19 protein-coding genes are annotated in these 16,772 nt (G+C 60.4%); 10 read left to right on the top strand and 9 right to left on the bottom strand.

Features of this window, described 5'->3' with window-relative positions; translation table 11 throughout:
• Positions 1–2: 2 nt before the first annotated feature.
• The 8 genes from rpsC to rpsJ are packed head-to-tail and all read right to left on the bottom strand — an operon-like array spanning position 3 to position 4,333.
• A complete protein-coding gene (rpsC, locus tag A0W34_RS09240) occupies positions 3–809 on the bottom strand; it encodes a 30S ribosomal protein S3 (protein WP_003941003.1) in 807 nt (268 codons plus the stop codon).
• Positions 809–1,213 (bottom strand): 50S ribosomal protein L22, encoded by a 405-nt coding sequence (gene rplV / locus A0W34_RS09235; protein WP_003940717.1) that lies wholly within the window; start codon positions 1,211–1,213, stop codon positions 809–811. The genes rpsC and rplV overlap by 1 nt, the downstream gene beginning before the upstream one ends.
• On the bottom strand, positions 1,210–1,491 hold the full coding sequence (gene rpsS / locus A0W34_RS09230) for a 30S ribosomal protein S19 (protein ID WP_003940820.1): 282 nt from the start codon (positions 1,489–1,491) through the stop codon (positions 1,210–1,212). The genes rplV and rpsS overlap by 4 nt, the downstream gene beginning before the upstream one ends.
• A gap of 13 nt (positions 1,492–1,504) precedes the next feature.
• Positions 1,505–2,341, bottom strand: coding sequence for a 50S ribosomal protein L2 (gene rplB, locus A0W34_RS09225; protein ID WP_003940895.1), 837 nt, complete (start codon positions 2,339–2,341; stop codon positions 1,505–1,507).
• 39 nt (positions 2,342–2,380) lie between these two features.
• Positions 2,381–2,686, bottom strand: a complete 306-nt coding sequence (gene rplW / locus A0W34_RS09220) for a 50S ribosomal protein L23 (protein WP_003940990.1) — start codon at positions 2,684–2,686, stop codon at positions 2,381–2,383.
• Complete coding sequence (gene rplD, locus A0W34_RS09215) at positions 2,683–3,357, bottom strand: 50S ribosomal protein L4 (protein ID WP_003940723.1); 675 nt, start codon at positions 3,355–3,357, stop codon at positions 2,683–2,685. The genes rplW and rplD overlap by 4 nt, the downstream gene beginning before the upstream one ends.
• The gene (gene rplC / locus A0W34_RS09210; protein ID WP_003940826.1) at positions 3,354–4,010 is read right to left on the bottom strand and encodes a 50S ribosomal protein L3; all 657 of its coding nucleotides are present in this window, start codon (positions 4,008–4,010) and stop codon (positions 3,354–3,356) included. The genes rplD and rplC overlap by 4 nt, the downstream gene beginning before the upstream one ends.
• A gap of 17 nt (positions 4,011–4,027) precedes the next feature.
• A complete protein-coding gene (gene rpsJ, locus A0W34_RS09205; RefSeq protein ID WP_003938093.1) occupies positions 4,028–4,333 on the bottom strand; it encodes a 30S ribosomal protein S10 in 306 nt (101 codons plus the stop codon).
• A 552-nt stretch (positions 4,334–4,885) separates the two neighbouring features.
• Here rpsJ and A0W34_RS09200 point away from each other — a divergent pair.
• From A0W34_RS09200 to A0W34_RS09155, 10 genes are all read left to right on the top strand, one after another.
• Positions 4,886–5,362 carry a hotdog fold domain-containing protein gene (locus tag A0W34_RS09200; RefSeq protein WP_003940943.1) on the top strand — a complete coding sequence of 159 codons (477 nt, stop codon included), beginning with the start codon at positions 4,886–4,888 and terminating at the stop codon, positions 5,360–5,362.
• A gap of 85 nt (positions 5,363–5,447) precedes the next feature.
• Positions 5,448–5,972: a chorismate mutase family protein gene (locus A0W34_RS09195; protein ID WP_019747551.1), complete on the top strand. Its 525-nt coding sequence runs from the start codon at positions 5,448–5,450 to the stop codon at positions 5,970–5,972.
• A complete protein-coding gene (gene pabB, locus A0W34_RS09190) occupies positions 5,969–8,053 on the top strand; it encodes an aminodeoxychorismate synthase component I (protein ID WP_081557585.1) in 2,085 nt (694 codons plus the stop codon). The genes A0W34_RS09195 and pabB overlap by 4 nt, the downstream gene beginning before the upstream one ends.
• Positions 8,054–8,061: 8 nt before the next feature.
• The gene (locus A0W34_RS09185) at positions 8,062–8,961 is read left to right on the top strand and encodes a prephenate dehydrogenase dimerization domain-containing protein (RefSeq protein ID WP_058039009.1); all 900 of its coding nucleotides are present in this window, start codon (positions 8,062–8,064) and stop codon (positions 8,959–8,961) included.
• Between the two features lie 6 nt (positions 8,962–8,967).
• A complete protein-coding gene (locus tag A0W34_RS09180) occupies positions 8,968–9,933 on the top strand; it encodes a diiron oxygenase (RefSeq protein WP_081557584.1) in 966 nt (321 codons plus the stop codon).
• A 702-nt stretch (positions 9,934–10,635) separates the two neighbouring features.
• Complete coding sequence (locus A0W34_RS09175) at positions 10,636–11,607, top strand: ATP-binding cassette domain-containing protein (protein ID WP_037129211.1); 972 nt, start codon at positions 10,636–10,638, stop codon at positions 11,605–11,607.
• A complete protein-coding gene (locus A0W34_RS09170; protein ID WP_003940946.1) occupies positions 11,604–12,467 on the top strand; it encodes an ABC transporter permease in 864 nt (287 codons plus the stop codon). The genes A0W34_RS09175 and A0W34_RS09170 overlap by 4 nt, the downstream gene beginning before the upstream one ends.
• Entirely contained in the window at positions 12,464–13,324 is an 861-nt protein-coding gene (locus A0W34_RS09165) for an ABC transporter permease (protein ID WP_047270224.1), read from the top strand. Before A0W34_RS09170 ends, A0W34_RS09165 begins: the two co-directional genes overlap by 4 nt.
• A gap of 155 nt (positions 13,325–13,479) precedes the next feature.
• The gene (locus A0W34_RS09160; RefSeq protein WP_081557583.1) at positions 13,480–14,529 is read left to right on the top strand and encodes an alpha/beta hydrolase; all 1,050 of its coding nucleotides are present in this window, start codon (positions 13,480–13,482) and stop codon (positions 14,527–14,529) included.
• A 71-nt stretch (positions 14,530–14,600) separates the two neighbouring features.
• Complete coding sequence (locus A0W34_RS09155) at positions 14,601–15,521, top strand: esterase/lipase family protein (RefSeq protein WP_081558773.1); 921 nt, start codon at positions 14,601–14,603, stop codon at positions 15,519–15,521.
• A gap of 69 nt (positions 15,522–15,590) precedes the next feature.
• Here A0W34_RS09155 and A0W34_RS09150 read toward each other — a convergent pair whose 3' ends face one another.
• A complete protein-coding gene (locus tag A0W34_RS09150; RefSeq protein ID WP_051649603.1) occupies positions 15,591–16,466 on the bottom strand; it encodes a glycosyltransferase in 876 nt (291 codons plus the stop codon).
• Positions 16,467–16,772: the final 306 nt, after the last annotated feature.

Below are 16,772 nucleotides of genomic sequence, written 5' to 3'. Positions count from 1 at the left end.
CGTCAGCCCTCCTGATTCTGTTCAGTTGCGGGAGCATCGGCGGTTGCGGTCGCTGCGCGGCCGGCCTCGGTGCTGGTCGCAGTGGTACCGGTGGCACCGGAACGACGCGGACGGCTCGGACGCTCACGACGCGGGCGATCCCCGGCCGGTGCGGCCGTGTTGGCGGCGAGCTCACGCTTGCCACCGACGATGTCGCCCTTGTAGATCCAGACCTTGACGCCGATGCGACCGAAGGTGGTCTTGGCCTCGTAGAGGCCGTAGTCGATGTCCGCACGAAGCGTGTGCAGCGGCACACGGCCTTCGCGGTAGAACTCCGACCGGGACATCTCGGCGCCGCCGAGACGACCGGAGCACTGAACGCGGATTCCCTTGACGTTGGGCTGACGCATGGCCGACTGGATGGCCTTGCGCATTGCACGACGGAAGGCAACGCGGTTCGAGAGCTGCTCGGCCACACCCTGTGCGACGAGCTGTGCTTCAGCTTCTGCGTTCTTGACCTCGAGGATGTTCAGCTGAACCTGCTTGCCGGTCAGCTTCTCGAGCTCGGAGCGGATGCGATCGGCTTCGGCGCCGCGGCGGCCGATGACGATGCCCGGACGTGCAGTGTGGATGTCCACGCGAACACGGTCACGGGTGCGCTCGATTTCGACCTTCGCGATTCCTGCGCGCTCCATGCCGGTGGCGAGGAGCTTACGGATCGCGACGTCTTCCTTGACGTACTCCGCGTACTGCTTGTCTGCGTACCAGCGAGACTTCCAGTCGGTGGTGATGCCGAGACGGAAGCCGTGCGGGTTGATTTTCTGGCCCACTACTGAGCACTTCCCTTCCGGCGATTACGGGTCGATGTTCCGGTCTTCGGCAGGCTCTCCACGATCACGGTGATGTGACTGGTGCGCTTGCGAATACGGAACGCACGTCCCTGTGCACGCGGCTGGAACCGCTTGAGGGTCGCGCCCTCGTCCACGAACGCCGTAGCAACGACAAGCGTGCTGGGGTCGAGGTCGAGGTTGTTCTCGGCGTTGGCTGCTGCGGAGGCGATCACCTTGGCGACCGGCTCGCTCGCTGCCTGCGGCGCGAACTTCAGGATGTTCAGGGCGTCTTCAACCGAGCGCCCGCGGACCAGGTCCACAACTCGACGTGCCTTCATCGGCGTAACGCGAACGTGCTTCGCTACAGCCTTGGCAGTCGGGTTGGCGGTTTCGGTGTTGCTCATCGCCTCTTCGCCTTCCGATCATCCTTGATGTGACCCTTGAACGTGCGGGTCGGTGCAAACTCTCCGAGCTTGTGTCCGACCATGGAGTCGGAAACGAACACGGGGACGTGCTTGCGGCCGTCGTGAACTGCAAACGTGTGGCCGATGAAGTCCGGGATGATTGTCGAACGACGGGACCAGGTCTTGATGACCTGCTTGGTTCCCTTTTCGTTCTGTACATCCACCTTCGCGAGGAGGTGGTCATCGACGAACGGGCCCTTCTTAAGGCTGCGTGGCATCCTTCACTCCCTCCTAGCGCTTGTTCTTGCCGGTGCGGCGGCGACGGACGATCATCTTGTCGCTTGCCTTGTTCTTGCGGGTACGGCCTTCAGGCTTACCCCACGGGCTGACCGGGTGGCGTCCACCTGAGGTCTTGCCCTCGCCGCCACCGTGCGGGTGGTCGACCGGGTTCATCACGACACCACGAACGGTCGGGCGCTTGCCCTTCCAACGCATACGGCCGGCCTTGCCCCAGTTGATGTTCGACTGCTCGGCGTTGCCGACCTCGCCGACGGATGCGCGGCAGCGCACGTCGACGCGACGGATTTCACCGGAAGGCATACGCAGCGTGGCGTAGCTGCCTTCCTTACCGAGGAGCTGGATGCTGGCGCCTGCCGAACGAGCCATCTTGGCTCCGCCGCCGGGACGCAGTTCCACACCGTGGATGGTGGTACCAGTCGGGATGTTGCGCAGCGGCAGGTTGTTGCCCGGCTTGATGTCGGCGCCTGCACCGGACTCGACCGGTGAACCCTGCACCAGGCCCTTGGGGGCGATGATGTAGCGCTTCTCACCGTCTGCGTAGTGCAGGAGTGCGATGTTTGCTGTGCGGTTGGGGTCGTACTCGATGTGAGCGACCTTTGCCGGGATGCCGTCCTTGTCGTTGCGACGGAAATCGATCAGTCGGTATGCACGCTTGTGTCCGCCACCCTTGTGACGGGTGGTGATACGACCGTGTGCGTTACGTCCACCGCGACCGTGCAGCGGGCGAACCAGCGACTTCTCGGGGGTCGACCGAGTGATCTCGGCGAAGTCCGAGACGCTCGAGCCACGACGGCCCGGTGTTGTCGGCTTGTACTTACGGATTGCCATGAGTCTTCTCGTCCTCTATGTCTCGTCAAGTCCCGGCGCTTACGCGACCGGTCCTCCGAAGATCTCGATGGGCTTGCTGTCAGCGGACAGGGTCACGAGCGCGCGCTTGGTGTCCTTGCGCTTGCCGTAACCGAATCGGGTCCGCTTACGCTTGCCCTGACGGTTGGCGGTGTTGACGCTGGTCACCTTGACGCCGAAGACCTTCTCGACGGCAATCTTGATCTGCGTCTTGTTCGAGTCCGGGTGCACCAGGAAGGTGTAGGTGCCTTCCTCGATCAGTCCGTAGGACTTCTCGGAGATGACCGGAGCGAGCAGGATGTCGCGGGGGTCAGCGATGGTGCTCACTTGGCGTCCTCCTTGTTCTGAGCGCTCTCTGCGGGCCCGTGGATGAACGCGTTGAGTGCCTCGACGCTGAACACGACATCGTCTGCATTGAGCACGTCGTAGGTGTTGAGCTGGTCGGGTGCAATGGGATGCACGCCTTCCAGGTTCTGCACGCTCTTCCAAGCGGCTACATCCTGGCGACCCACGACGAGCAGCAGCTTCTTGCGATCCGAAATCTCGCCGAGGAACGCGATTGCGCCCTTGGTCGAAGGCGTCTGCCCTGCAACCAGTTCGGTGATGACGTGGATGCGCTCGTTGCGTGCGCGGTCAGAGAGGGCTCCGCGAAGAGCGGCTGCCTTCATCTTCTTGGGGGTGCGCTGGCTGTAGTCACGCGGCTGCGGGCCGTGAACGGTTCCGCCGCCGACGAACTGCGGTGCGCGAGTCGAGCCCTGGCGTGCGCGGCCGGTGCCCTTCTGGCGGTACGGCTTCTTGCCACCGCCGCGGACGTCGCCGCGGGTCTTGGTGGAGTGGGTTCCCTGACGAGCAGCTGCGAGCTGCGCGACGACAACCTGATGGAGAAGCGCGATGTTGGCCGGAGCGTCGAAGATCTCAGCGGGGAGATCGACGGTGCCGTTGGTCTTGCCGCCGGCGACCTTGACGTCCAGGGTCAACTTGGTCTCGGTGCTGGTCATGCCCGTGCACCACCCTTCACTGCACTCTTGACGATCACGAGGCCGCCCTTGCGGCCGGGGATCGCACCCTTGATCAGCAGCAGGCCGTTCTCTGCATCCACCTTGTGGACCGAGAGGTTCTGCGTCGTGATGCGGTCGCTACCCATGCGTCCGGACATGCGCATGCCCTTGAACACGCGGCCGGGAGTTGCACAGCCACCGATGGAGCCCGGGCGGCGGTGAACAGCCTGGGTACCGTGCGACGCGCCCTGTCCCTTGAAGCCGTGACGCTTCATGGTTCCGGCGAAGCCCTTGCCCTTGCTGGTTCCGGTGACGTCGACGTATGCGCCGTCCTCGAAGACCTCGGCGGTGAGCTCCTGGCCGACCTCGTAGTCGGAGGTGTCCGCAACGCGGAGCTCCACTACGTGGCGACGCGGGGTCACACCAGCCTTGGTGAACTGGCCGGAAGTCGGCTTGTTCACCTTGCGCGGGTCGATGGCGCCGAACGCGAGCTGAACGGCGCTGTAGCCGTCACGCTCTTCGGTACGGATCTGGGTTACGACGTTCGGCCCAGCCTTCACGACGGTGACCGGGACAACCCGGTTGTTCTCGTCGAAGACCTGGGTCATGCCGAGCTTGGTGCCCAGGATTCCCTTGATCTTGGTATCAGTCATTGTTTTTGTCTCCGCCGTCACTGAATGTTCACGTCGACACTGGCCGGAAGGTCGATGCGCATGAGCGCGTCAACCGTCTTCGGCGTCGGGTCGAGAATGTCGATCAGCCGCTTGTGAGTACGCATCTCGAAGTGCTCGCGCGAGTCCTTGTACTTGTGCGGCGAGCGGATGACGCAATATACGTTCTTCTCGGTCGGCAACGGCACAGGTCCAACGACGCGGGCACCCGTACGGGTTACCGTCTCGACGATCTTGCGCGCTGACGCGTCGATCGCCTCGTGGTCGTAGGCCTTGAGCCTGATGCGGATCTTTTGTCCCGCCACGCTTAGTGTCCTTTTCTTGCCGCGTTTCGTAGCCCGCCTGGTCAGGCTCGAGCTACCTCGTCTGCACAGTCCTTGCCTGGACGATGACACGACGAACACTGAAGCGATCGGGACCAAGTCCAAGTTCTCGGGAGTACCGAGGTTCGGATCGAGATCAGGATCTGCTGCCGCTGTTCGTTTGTCATTGTTCTCCGGTACACGCGGTCGGGCGTGTCGCCTTCTCACTCATCCTGCGCCGGACAATCTTTCGATTATCTGGCGCGTGATGCGTACCGGACGTGTTCGATGTCGAACACAAAGTAGGTACTGCTTCCGTCCTGCATTACTTCTCGTCTTGCATGGTCACAGTCGTTGACCCGATTACCCTGACGGGATCTGCGATCGATCGTCTGTGACGTCTTACCCTTACCCGATCACGGCCGCAATCGACCGCGTCCCGGACAAGGCAACCCGACCAGTATGCCGTACCTGGCCCAAATCCTCAACTCCCCCGAACTGCCTTTTCCGAGTGAGCTGCGCGACAACAACCTTACTCAGAAGTAAGATAGGCCTATGACTACCTCCAGCCCTACCTATCGCGGATGGCAGAAATTGCCGGACAATGCCCTCGGACATGCAGTTTTCTCGGCGGCGATGTCCATTCGCGTGCCCTATTTCGCCTCTGTTCTCCCCCGGGTGACCAAGTTGGAACCAGGGCTCTGCGAGGTCCGCTCCCCCAAATGGTGGGGCGTCCACAATCATCTCGGCACTTTCCACGCGATCGCTGCCTGCAATCTCGCGGAGGTCGCAATGGGCATGCTGAGCGAAGCGACGGTTCCGAACTCGCACCGCTGGATCCCCAAGTCCATGAAGGTCGACTACCTCGCCAAGGCCGAGACGGGCCTGCGGGCGGTCGCCCGACTCGAGACTTTGCCGGACTTCGCGGCGATCGAGAGTGGCACGGAACTTCTCGTTCCCATCTCGATCTTCGACCGGGGCGGCAAGGAAGTAGTCCACGCCGAAATCACCACCTGGGTCTCCCCCAAGTAGGCACTCACGAACCCGCCTGCATCGCAACCTGATTCGCCCGCCAAACAGGTTTCGCGGAATTAGGCACCACCGCAGGTTTCGGCGAATGACGATCGTGGAACACCTCCCCGAACGGCGATGGTCGGTCGGGGTGCCGGTGTCCGGAGGTGGGTTGCGTTCCGGGCACCACATTGTCGACCTCGCGTCACGCCGAGCACCGGGAGGCCTCGTGGAAGAGTTCTTGACCACAACGAGTTCCGAAGCAGGCACGCAGACCTCGTCGTATCCGGACGAGGCCGAGGGATTGGACAGCTTCCGGCGCGACCTCGACGCCATCGACGCTCTACTTCTCGAGACGGTGCGGCAGCGGCTGGAACTCTGCCTGCGCATCGGCGAGTGGAAGCGCTCCCGCGAGGTTCCGATGATGCAACCCGGCCGCGTCCGCCTCGTGCAGGAGCGGGCGCGTGAATTCGCCCGTAGACACGACCTCTCCCCCGACTTCTTCAACGCCCTGTACGAGCTGATGATTGCCGAGACCTGTCGACTCGAAGACCTGGTGATCAACGCACCTGTTGAGGAGGAGGACACTGTTCGGGAATCCGTCGGACCGAGATCAGGATCATCGACATGAGTTCCCGCACCCTTCTGGTGGACAATTACGACTCGTTCACCTACAACCTGTTCACCCTGTTGACCGAGGTCAACGGGGTTGTGCCGACCGTGGTCCGCAACGACGCGGATTGGGATTCCCTCGATCTCGCGTCGTACGACAACGTGGTCATCTCCCCAGGTCCCGGCCGGCCGGATCGCGACCGTGATTTCGGAATCAGCCGCCGTTTCATCGAAGAAGCGCCTCTCCCACTTCTCGGTGTCTGTCTCGGCCACCAGGGCCTGTGCGAGTTGTTCGGCGCGGACGTGGTGGTTGCGCCCGTCCCGATGCACGGCCGAATTTCGCTGATCGATCACGACGGCTCGGGCATCTTTGCCGGACTTCCGTCGCCGTTCCGAGCTGTTCGCTACCACTCGTTGACCGTCGAGAATCTGCCGAACGCCTTCGTTCGTACCGCGTGGACGTCCGACGGTCTGCTCATGGGTGTCCGGCACCGGACCAAGCCGATGTGGGGCGTTCAGTTCCATCCGGAGTCCATCAGTACCGAGTTCGGCATAGATTTGCTCGCGAACTTCCGCGATCTGTCCGTCGGACGCACTCTGGATTCGGTGATCCGACCCGAACCTGCTCCGCAAACACCCGACCTGCGGCCGGCGATCAACTACGACGTCGACGACGTGACTCTCGATTTTGCAGTGGACCCGTCGGCGGCCTATGCAGCACTGTTCGCCGACGGCCCGAACGCGTTCTGGCTGGACCGCGCGGCAACCGCAGAGCCGAGTGCGCGCTTTTCGATTCTCGGCGATTCGTCGGGGCCGCTGGCCGAGTTCATCACGTACGACGTGCAAGCCGAGGTACTGACTGTCAGCCGAAAAGGCTTGTCCGACGAGCACATTCGAGTTCAGTTCTTCGATTACTTGGACGCACAACTCTCGACGCGCTTCGTGCCCTCGCATCCGGAACTCGACTTCAACCTCGGCTACGTGGGCTACCTCGGCTACGAACTGAAAGCACAGACCGGAGGAAGGGCAGTCCATCCGGCACCCACTCCTGATGCCGCCCTGGTGTTTGCCGATCGCGCCGTCGTCATCGATCACACCGCGGGCCGCACTCACGTTTTGAGGTTGCGCGAGAAAGTCCGGGACGCCGGCTATGACGATTGGCTCGAATCGACCGTCGACACCCTGGCGCGGATCGGCGCGGACCTTCCGGAACGCACCCCCGTTCCGCTGATCAGCGACACCGTCTGGACGCAGGCTCGCCTTCGGCATGATCGCGATCAGTACCTGTCGTTGATCGGAACGGCCCTCTCGGAGATCCGGGCAGGTGAGTCCTACGAGGTATGTCTGACCAACATGGCGAGCGTCGACGAGACGATCGATGCACAGCAGGCGTTCGAGTATCTGCGCTCGATCAATCCGACGCCGTACAGCGCACTTCTCGACTTCACCGGCATCTCGGTGGTCTCGGCCTCGCCTGAGCGGTTCCTTCGTGTCGACTCGGCCGGCAACGTCGAGTCCAAGCCGATCAAAGGTACCCGCCCGCGCGGCGTCACCCGAGCGCGTGATGCTGCCCTACGGCAGGACCTGCTCGACAGCGAGAAGGACCGCGCCGAGAACCTGATGATCGTGGACCTCACCCGCAACGACCTCACCAAGGTCTGCGTTCCGGGAAGTGTCCACGTTCCGAGGCTGTTCGCGATCGAGTCGTACTCGTCCGTTCACCAAATGGTGTCGACGGTGCGCGGACACCTGAGTCCGGGGTCGTCGGCGGTGGACTGTGTGCGTGCCGCGTTCCCCGGTGGATCGATGACCGGCGCTCCGAAGGTACGGACGATGGAGATCATCGACCGCCTCGAATCCGGCCCTCGTGGGGTCTACTCGGGATCGATCGGGTACTTCGCGCTCGGTGGCGCCGCGGACCTCTCGATCGTGATCCGGTCGCTGGTCTGTACCGAGAGCGGCGTGACCTTCGGAATCGGCGGTGCCATCACAGCGTTGTCCGATCCGGAAGAAGAATTCGACGAGACCACGGTCAAGGCGTCCACGCTGCTCCGTGCGCTCGACGCGGTGTCCTCGCGGGTCCTCGAGTACGGCGGGTAGATCCAGCGATGACGGCGTCATCAGGCACAGCGACGGTTGTCGGCGGGCTGGGTGCCGTCGGATCCATGTTCGTCGAACTGCTTCGCGCCGGGGGGTCGACCGTCACCGTCGTCGACCCAGCAGGCAGCGATCCCGACGGAGATGTAGTCGTCGGAGACATCACGAAACCCAGTGAGCAAGTCCTCGCGCACGTGGAGTCCTCGCGCATCATCGTGCTCGCGGTTCCCGAACAGGTCGCTCTAGCCGCACTACCGAGCCTTCGGACATCCGGCGCTCTCGTTGTGGACACGCTGTCGGTCAAATCGCGGATGGACGCAGCAATCGCCGACGCCGGCCGAGAAGGGGAGTTCCTCGGACTCAACCCCATGTTCCGTCCGTCGCTCGGGCCACGCGGTCGGGCCGTCATCGCAGTGCCGTACGTCGGCGGTCCGCAGTCCGACAGATTCCTCGACATCGTGCGCTCGTGGGGCGCGTCGGTCGCGGTGATGGACGCCGATCGTCACGACCGGTTGGCTGCGGCCACCCAGGTTCTGACACACGCGTCGGTGCTGGCTTTCGGCGTTGCCCTGGCTGAACTCGGAGTTTCCGCGGACGAACTCCTCGCGGTCGCCCCTCCCCCGCATCGGACCTTGCTCGCGCTCCTGGCGCGTGTAGCCGGCGGCGAGCCGGAGGTGTACTGGGACGTGCAAGCGGGCAATCCGTATGCAGGTGCGACACGAAAAGCACTGTTCGATGCCACCGCACAGGTGGACAGGGCGGCCGAAACCCTCGGCGACTTCACGACGCTGATGAAAACCGCCGACGCAGCGCTCGACAATCGCTCAGGCGAATTGAACGCGGAGTGCCAGAGCTTGTTCGATCGCATTGCCGAAGGGCACAGAGAGATCGCCGAAGGGCACAGAGAGTAGGGCACGATGAGACCTGGAGTGAGTCCGCCCAGCCTCCCGGAGTACGACGCCTCCGATCCGGTCGAGAGTGCAATCGTCCGCCGCCTTGCGAGCAATTGGGCGCGCCGGGCAACCGTGAAGAAGGCGGAGCCGGAACTGGACGATCTCTTCGATTCGTCGTTGTCCGACTACCCCGAAGCACTTCTCCCGTTCGCGGAGCATCCGATCTACCTGGCATTGAGCCCCGAGCAGAAGCAACGCCTGCAAGCCTGGGCATGGATCGCGTTCAACAAGAACGTCATGGACATCGAGAAGTACGTCGTCAATCCCGGCTTCGACGTTCTCGCCGAAGACCGACTCGGCGTCGGTCTCGGAGATTGGGCTGCAGTGGCGGTCAATCAGGCGATGGTCGACGAGCAATATCACACGCTCATGCACTTCAATGCCAGTTCAGCGACCCGTCGAGGCAGGGGCTGGGGGCTGCCGACCAAGGCATTGCCCGACGTCCTGACGGTCCGCACGCGGGCGCAAGCCCTCGACGCAGCCGGTGATCCGCGCAAGATCGCGCTGACACAGTTGGCGTTCATGACCGTCGCCGAGGTGTCGATCACCGCATACCTCGACCTGATCTCGGACGACCCGGGCGTGCAGTCGATCAACCGCGCGACGATCCGGTTGCACGCTCGCGACGAGTACTGCCATGCCTCGATTGCCGGGGAACTGGCCGTGTCGGTCTGGGATTCCCTGGGTGGAGGAGATCGCAGCTATCTACTCGAAAGTTTCGAGGACGCGATGCGTGCGTTCAGCGGGACCGACTTCGGCGCGTGGCGAGCAATCATGGAGATCGAAGCCATACCCGGCGGACAGAAGATGCTCGACGACGTCGAATCTGCGACAGAAAATTCACTATTCCTACAGGATTACAGTGGGATTCAAGCCCTGTACGGAAAGATTGCACCTCGATCGGGGCTCACTTGGAATTTCACAACCTAGGTCATGCAGTATTCCGAAGAAATCTTCGTGACGACGAAAGAGTTCGTGCACACCCTCAGCCCGCCCGAGCCTCACGATTATCTCCGCGTCGATTCGACCGATAATGCCGCTACGTGTAAATCTTCGACCCCGCCGAACATATTCTTGATTGACTCTGCTGTGTCATCGGACAATTAATGCCCACGACTATAATATCGTCGACGTAGCCACCGCGCCAACAATGCGTCAACGCAAATCGCAATGTACTCGCACTCGTCATGTTCACGACCTACGGCCGAAAGTGTCGAGTTCGCCATCTGTCGATAAAAGAACGGATTGCCAACCGCGACTGCCCTAGCGCCCGCTGGAAAAAACGGACATGGAGCGGATTAACCCGCGAACCGGGCAAGACCACCCTATTCGCAATCGAGAAGAACTACCTGCGCCAATACCAACCCTATCGCCTGGCAACGTGATCGAAGATGTTAGAAATCAGCCGGATCAAGCGCATGTGACTTTTGACACAAGGTAAATTTCAGGGTGAGCGACGCCTGCAGAGTCGCTGGCAGACCCGTTCCCCACAGACGGCTGAGCTCGACGACCGAAGTTCCGGCCAACCCCTCCGGTAACATCTGACCGGAGAACGCAGATATGAGACAGAAGGCATCTGTGCGCCCGTCGGGAGCGCGTGCCCGTTCCGACCATGCAGACAGCGGAGTGTTGATGCCCTTTTCCACGGACGCAGCAGTACTAGTGGAGGACGTACATAAGTCTTTCAAGAACGTGCACGCGCTGCGGGGGATCAACTTCGTCGCCCCACGCGGCACAGTGCTCGGAATCCTGGGCCCGAACGGCGCAGGCAAAACCACCACGGTGAAGGTGCTTTCCACGCTCATCCGCCCAACCAGTGGGCGCGCGACCGTTGCAGGCTACGACGTAGTGCGAAACGCACCTGAGGTTCGACGCTCCATCATGATGACGGGCCAATTTGCGGCTCTCGACGATTCGCTGACAGGGCGCGAGAACATCGAACTGTTCGGTCGCTTGATGGGACTCGACAGGATGTCGGCGAAGGTCCGGGCTGCCGACCTTCTCTCGCAGTTCGATCTCGTCGAGGCCGGATCGCGCGTCGTACGAAACTATTCGGGTGGTATGCGGCGACGAATCGACATCGCGTGCGGTCTCGTCGTTCGACCCGAGGTTGTCTTCCTCGACGAACCGACAACTGGTCTGGATCCGCGAAGTCGACAGAGCGTCTGGTCGTTGGTCCAATCACTGAAGGAACAGGGCATCACGGTGCTCCTGACAACTCAGTACCTCGAGGAAGCGGATCTACTCAGCGACAACATCATCGTCATCGACAAAGGCGCGGTCATCGCCGAGGGAACGGCCGATGAACTGAAGGCTCGAACCGGTGCAAGCTTCTGTGAGATCGTCCCTTCGGATCTTCAGCAATTGGCTCACGCGGTCCACGCACTCGGAAATCTCGTCCCGCGTGACTTCAGATTCGACCTGGCGCAGGAGAGTGGCCGAATCGCCATACCTGCCCCTGTTGGAGCCGGAACGCTCTCAGAAGCATTACGCCGTTTGGACCACGCGCGAATACCGCTAGCTGACATCGCACTTCGCCGCCCGTCACTCGACGATGTCTTCCTCTCACTCACAGGTGAGCAACACGTAAGTGAGACACAGTGACAACGACAACCAAGTTCGGGGTCGATCAGGTCACGGTTCGAGGCGGATCCCTCAGTAAGATTGCGGTTCCCGAAGCCTTGAGCGTCGGCAAGCATCGCCGTCCTCACCCGTCAGCGATCAATCAGTGGTGGGTCCTGACGGCCCGAACCATCAAATCGATGGTCAAGCGCTACGAATTGTTGATCGCGGTCATCGCGCCGCTGATTTTCACGATCGGCTTCTACCTCCCGCTGAAGTTCGTCATGCAGCTTCAGGGCATCAACTACGCCCAGTTTCTGATGCCCATCATCGTGCTGCAAGCCATGGCTTTCACGTCGATCTCCGCTGCCCAAATGGCTTCGACTGAATCAATCACAGGTTTCAGCAACCGAATGAAGACCATGCCCGTCGTCGGGCCGGTTCCTTTACTGTCCCGCCAATCCAGCGGGTTTGTGCGATCCACAGTTGCCCTTGCCGCAGCTTTGACCTTTGGCCATTTAATTGGTTTCCGATTCTCGGCCGGATTCGCTCAGGCTGCTCTGTTCTGCGCGATTGCCCTTGCCTTCAGTACATGTCTATCCTTCGCCGGCGACGCAATCGGCTCGTTGTCGAAGAGCCCTCAAGCGACAAGCCAGGCGCTCACGTTGCCGCAACTTATCCTCGGCATGCTGTCGTGCGGTTTTGCGCCCGAAACTGGCTTTCCCGAGTGGATCCGCCCATTCGTTCGAAATCAACCAGTATCCCAGTTCTCATTCGCCATGCGCGATCTCGCGCAAGGCGGCGTAACTTGGAACGTGCTGTTCCCGGTGGTGGCGTGGACGATCGGGTTGATTGCTGTATTTGCACCACTCGCCTTCTGGGCAAGTTTGAGGCGATCATGAGTGAGCCGACTGATCGTTTCATGGCAGTTGTTCGCCCTGCGGAGGGGTTCAACTTCCCATACCCAGACAAAGCGTTGCCCGAGAATTCGCTCAATGCGCTTGTCGTGCACAGTTGGATTCAGGCCAAACGACTGCTGATCACGTGGATGCGTGACCCTTCGACAACCATTCAGGCCCTCGTGTATCCGGCGTTCATGCTCTTGATGTTCCGGGTGGTGTTGGGCAATTCGATTTCCGCAGCAACCGGGCAATCAAGCATATTCGGAACCGTGCCGCTGATCATTCTCGTCGGCGCGATGTTCGGATCGATCGCTAGCGCTGTGGGACTTAAAGGCGAACAGGCATCCGGACTGCTCAGCCGGTTCTGGACGCTACCCGCACACCGCGCCTCAGGTCTTGTCGGACGCATGATTGCTGAAGCTGTCCGCGTCCTCGTCACATCAATCGTCATCCTCGCCGTCGGATACGCCCTTGGCTTCAGATTTAACCAAGGCCCTCTCGCGGCTGTGGCACTCCTGGCTCTACCCATTGTGTTTGGTGTTGGTTTCGCAATGATGGTGACTGCACTCGCAACAGTCTCCGCGAATCTGCCACTTGTCGAGATTGTTTCAATTTCATGCACTCTGTTGATGTTTTTCAATTCGGGATTCGTACCCGTCATCGCCTATCCGAAGTGGCTACAGCCCATTGTCGCTGAACAACCCATGTCTGTGGCGATCGACGCGATGAAGGGTTTGTCGTTAGGAGGACCGGTGGCCGAGCCTATGATCAAGACACTGATCTGGTCACTGGGGATGGTGGCAGTGTTCATTCTCCCGGCGATTAGGGGATTCCGACGAGCAGCAGAAACCGCGTGAGGACCTGGAATTCAGCGGCGACCAGGTTTGGCGGAACTGCCGATCGTAACGATGGCGTTCGAAGAACCGACTTAGCAGTCTGAGAACCACGTCAAACGCTGGCCGCAATTGCGCCGAATGCGACCATGCAACGAGAGGGAAATAACTTGACGCGAATGAATCAATCCGTGTGGCGGCGTGTAACTGAAGTTGCCGCCCTCACCATGGCCTGTGCGCTGATTCCAGTCGGAATTGCGAGCGCAGGGACTCCTGCTCACCAGCAGGATGGCGACTCGTCTGAGACAAGCGCGGACGGTTCGTATATCGAATCGGTCGAAAAAATCAACGAACGCCAGCAGATCGTCAACGTATACGCAGCGTCCATGGATCGCACGGTTCCGATTCAGGTCATCACGCCTGCGGACAACTCCGTGCCACGCCCTATCTTGTATCTCCTCAACGGCGCGGGCGGCGGCGAAGACTCGGCAACGTGGGAGTACCAGACTGACGTCGTCGACTTCTTCCAGGACAAGAATGTCAATGTTGCAACGCCTGTTGGCGGCCGGTTGTCGTACTACACCGATTGGGAGAAAGAAGACCCCAAACTCGGCAAGAACATGTGGAGTACCTTCCTTGGCAAGGAACTCCCACCGCTGCTCAACAAACAACTCGGCAGCAACGGGGACCAATCTTTGGCAGCGATCTCGATGTCAGGTACCTCAGTTCTCAATTTGGCCATCGAGTACCCAGGTTTCTACAAGTCGGTTGCGGCGTACAGCGGCTGTGCGCAAACCAGCGATCCCCTCGGACAGCAGTTCGTCAGGACTACCACTGAGTGGATCGGCGGGGTTGATGACATCCAGAACATGTGGGGTCCGTTCGACAGCGACGGCTGGCGAGAACATGACCCACTGGTCAACGCAGAGAAGCTTCGGGGGACTCAGATTTACATGAGCACCGGGAGCGGGCTGCCAGGCTTCCCCAACGACACACCAGCGAATCCACGTATTCAGGACGGCCGCGCTGCAATGTTCGATCAAATCGTCGTCGGAAGTCCGATCGAGCTGGCAACGAATCTGTGCACCTCGAACATGGCAAAGCGGCTCTACGAGCTGAATATTCCCGCCGTGGTCGACTTCCGGCCGACCGGCACCCACTCGTGGGGATACTGGCAAGACGACCTGCACAAGTCCTGGCCGTTTATTGCTCAGTCACTCGGTTTCTGATCCCATCCGATTCCCTCGTCGGCAAGTCCCGGCGAGGGAATCACCTTATGCATTGCGCGAGGAAGATATTCATGCGGTCCAGTCAGATCATGTTGGCGACGCTATCGGCATGCGTGTTGCTGTTAGGAACCTCGGGAGCTGCATCTGCGGGACCGCGAGAACCGTCCCCTGGGTTTTCGGCTATGGGGGCATCACCTGAAGGCGCTAACGACTGGAACTGCACGCCGACTGCCGACCACCCTCGCCCAGTCGTGCTCGTCCACGGTACGGGCGTAAGTATGGTCGACACGTGGGGCACACTCGCTCCGCAACTGTCTGACCTAGGCTACTGCGTATTCGCCCTCAACTACGGTGGCGCGCAAGAAATCCTTAATCCCGCCGCCGTGCATTGGGGCATCACCGATATCGGTCGGTCCGCAAAAGAGCTTGCGACCTTCGTCGAATCTGTTCGATCCCACACCGGCGCACAGCAGGTCGACATCGTCGGTCATTCCCAGGGCGGAGTAGTCGCTCGCCAATATCTGAAGTTCGAGGGAGGTGCCACGCCTTCAAATCCGTCCCAGAATGCGGTGCACTCCCTCGTTAGCCTCGGCGCTACTAATCACGGCACAACTTTCGGCGGCCTTCAGGCTAATGCTCAAATGCTTTCCGCAATGGGAGTGCCCGGTGACCTGCTGGTTCAGACGATCTGGGGCCCCGCCGGAGTTCAGCAACTCGGTGGGACCCCCTTTCTGGCTGCGCTCAACGCTGGATCTGAAACACAACCAGGCGTCGAGTACACGGTGATCGCCACGACTCAGGACCAGATCTCGACTCCTCCCGAAGCGACGTTCCTCACTGCGGGACCCGATTCCGAGGTTCACAATGTCTGGGTTCAAGACGGCTGCCCCGGAAGTACCGTTTCGCATGCTCAATTGGTTCTTGCTACGGATTCCCTCAACCTAGTGAAGTCCGCGCTCGATCCGAGTTTCTCGCCTCTCCCGTGCGGGTAGGCTCCCATCTCGTTGAGGGCTCTTTAACTTTGAAAGAGCAGCCTGAAAGCTGACGTGCGGCGACTGATATTATGACGCAGGTCTAGTATCCGCGGAGAACGGCAGACCCAGCTTACTTCGGGTTTTGAAAATATTCCGGATGGAAATGCGCTCCGTGGCAGGATCGTACGCCAAATGAAGCGGCCACAAGACCGTATGCATCAATACGTTAATTCCGAAAAGGGTCGTCAGGACGGGGTTCTTTATGCCATGTCGAGCATATGTTCGACGCGATGCGCTGACATAACTGGCATATTCCAGCGGTGACGTCCAACTGCGACGACCCGATATTTCCGCTCGCATTCCCAGCAACTGCACGATCTCTAGCTTCTCGTGAATCAAACACATAGTGAGATCAATATCTTCATGCAGTTCGTCGGAAGGATCGAGAAGTTTGCTCACCGAGTCCCAAACCTCCCGACGAATTGCCATATTGTTCCCCTGCAACATCGGAAGTGACCTGCCGTCCTTGATCTTACCTCGTTCAATCTGACGATCGATGGATCGTGTGCGATAGTTCGAAATCGGAGTTTCGTAGAGATACGATAGTCCGGTCGCAGCCGATACGTCCTCATGCGATTCAAAGAACTCGATTATAGTTTTTGCCCAGCCCGCGGATACGACTGTGTCCGCATCAATTCGGCCGATCATCGACCCGGTAGATGTCTTGAAACCAGCGTTCCTTGCATGAACCACACCAGGAGCGCTCTCGGAAATTACTTTTATTTTTTCGAATTTCTCAGCATACTTTTTCAGAATCGAAAGCGATTCATCACTCGAATTATTGTCAACAATGACAATCTCATTTACAGACTCACCTTGATCCAACAGGGCATCGATACAGCGCTTTAGATATTTTTCCTCATTGTAGACGGGAATCACGACGGAAAGTGTCAGCGCGGGCATGCGGACACAATACCTCATCGGAACCGTCCTCACGCTGACGCCGCGAATCCACTGTATTGCCTGACCAATTCAGGACGCCGGCTATCCCCACACCCACAGCACGGTCGGCACGAACTTCAGCGCCGATTCTGATTGGCCCGACGCGGGCGCCGGGAGGCGGCCGGCGATACCCGCCTCACACCCGCCGGGCAAATGAAGTCCACCACCTGCCGACGAAATCCAGCGCCTCTGCAATGAGGACACCGGTTTCGACGGTTCGGCAGATGGCCCGACGACAGGATTAGCCTGGTTCTGATTCCCGCGAAG

Source organism: Rhodococcus sp. BH4, from assembly GCF_002079265.1.
GTDB lineage: Bacteria > Actinomycetota > Actinomycetes > Mycobacteriales > Mycobacteriaceae > Rhodococcus_F > Rhodococcus_F qingshengii.
Note: the sequence above shows the minus strand (reverse complement) of the source record. Positions and strands in the feature narration are given on the sequence as shown.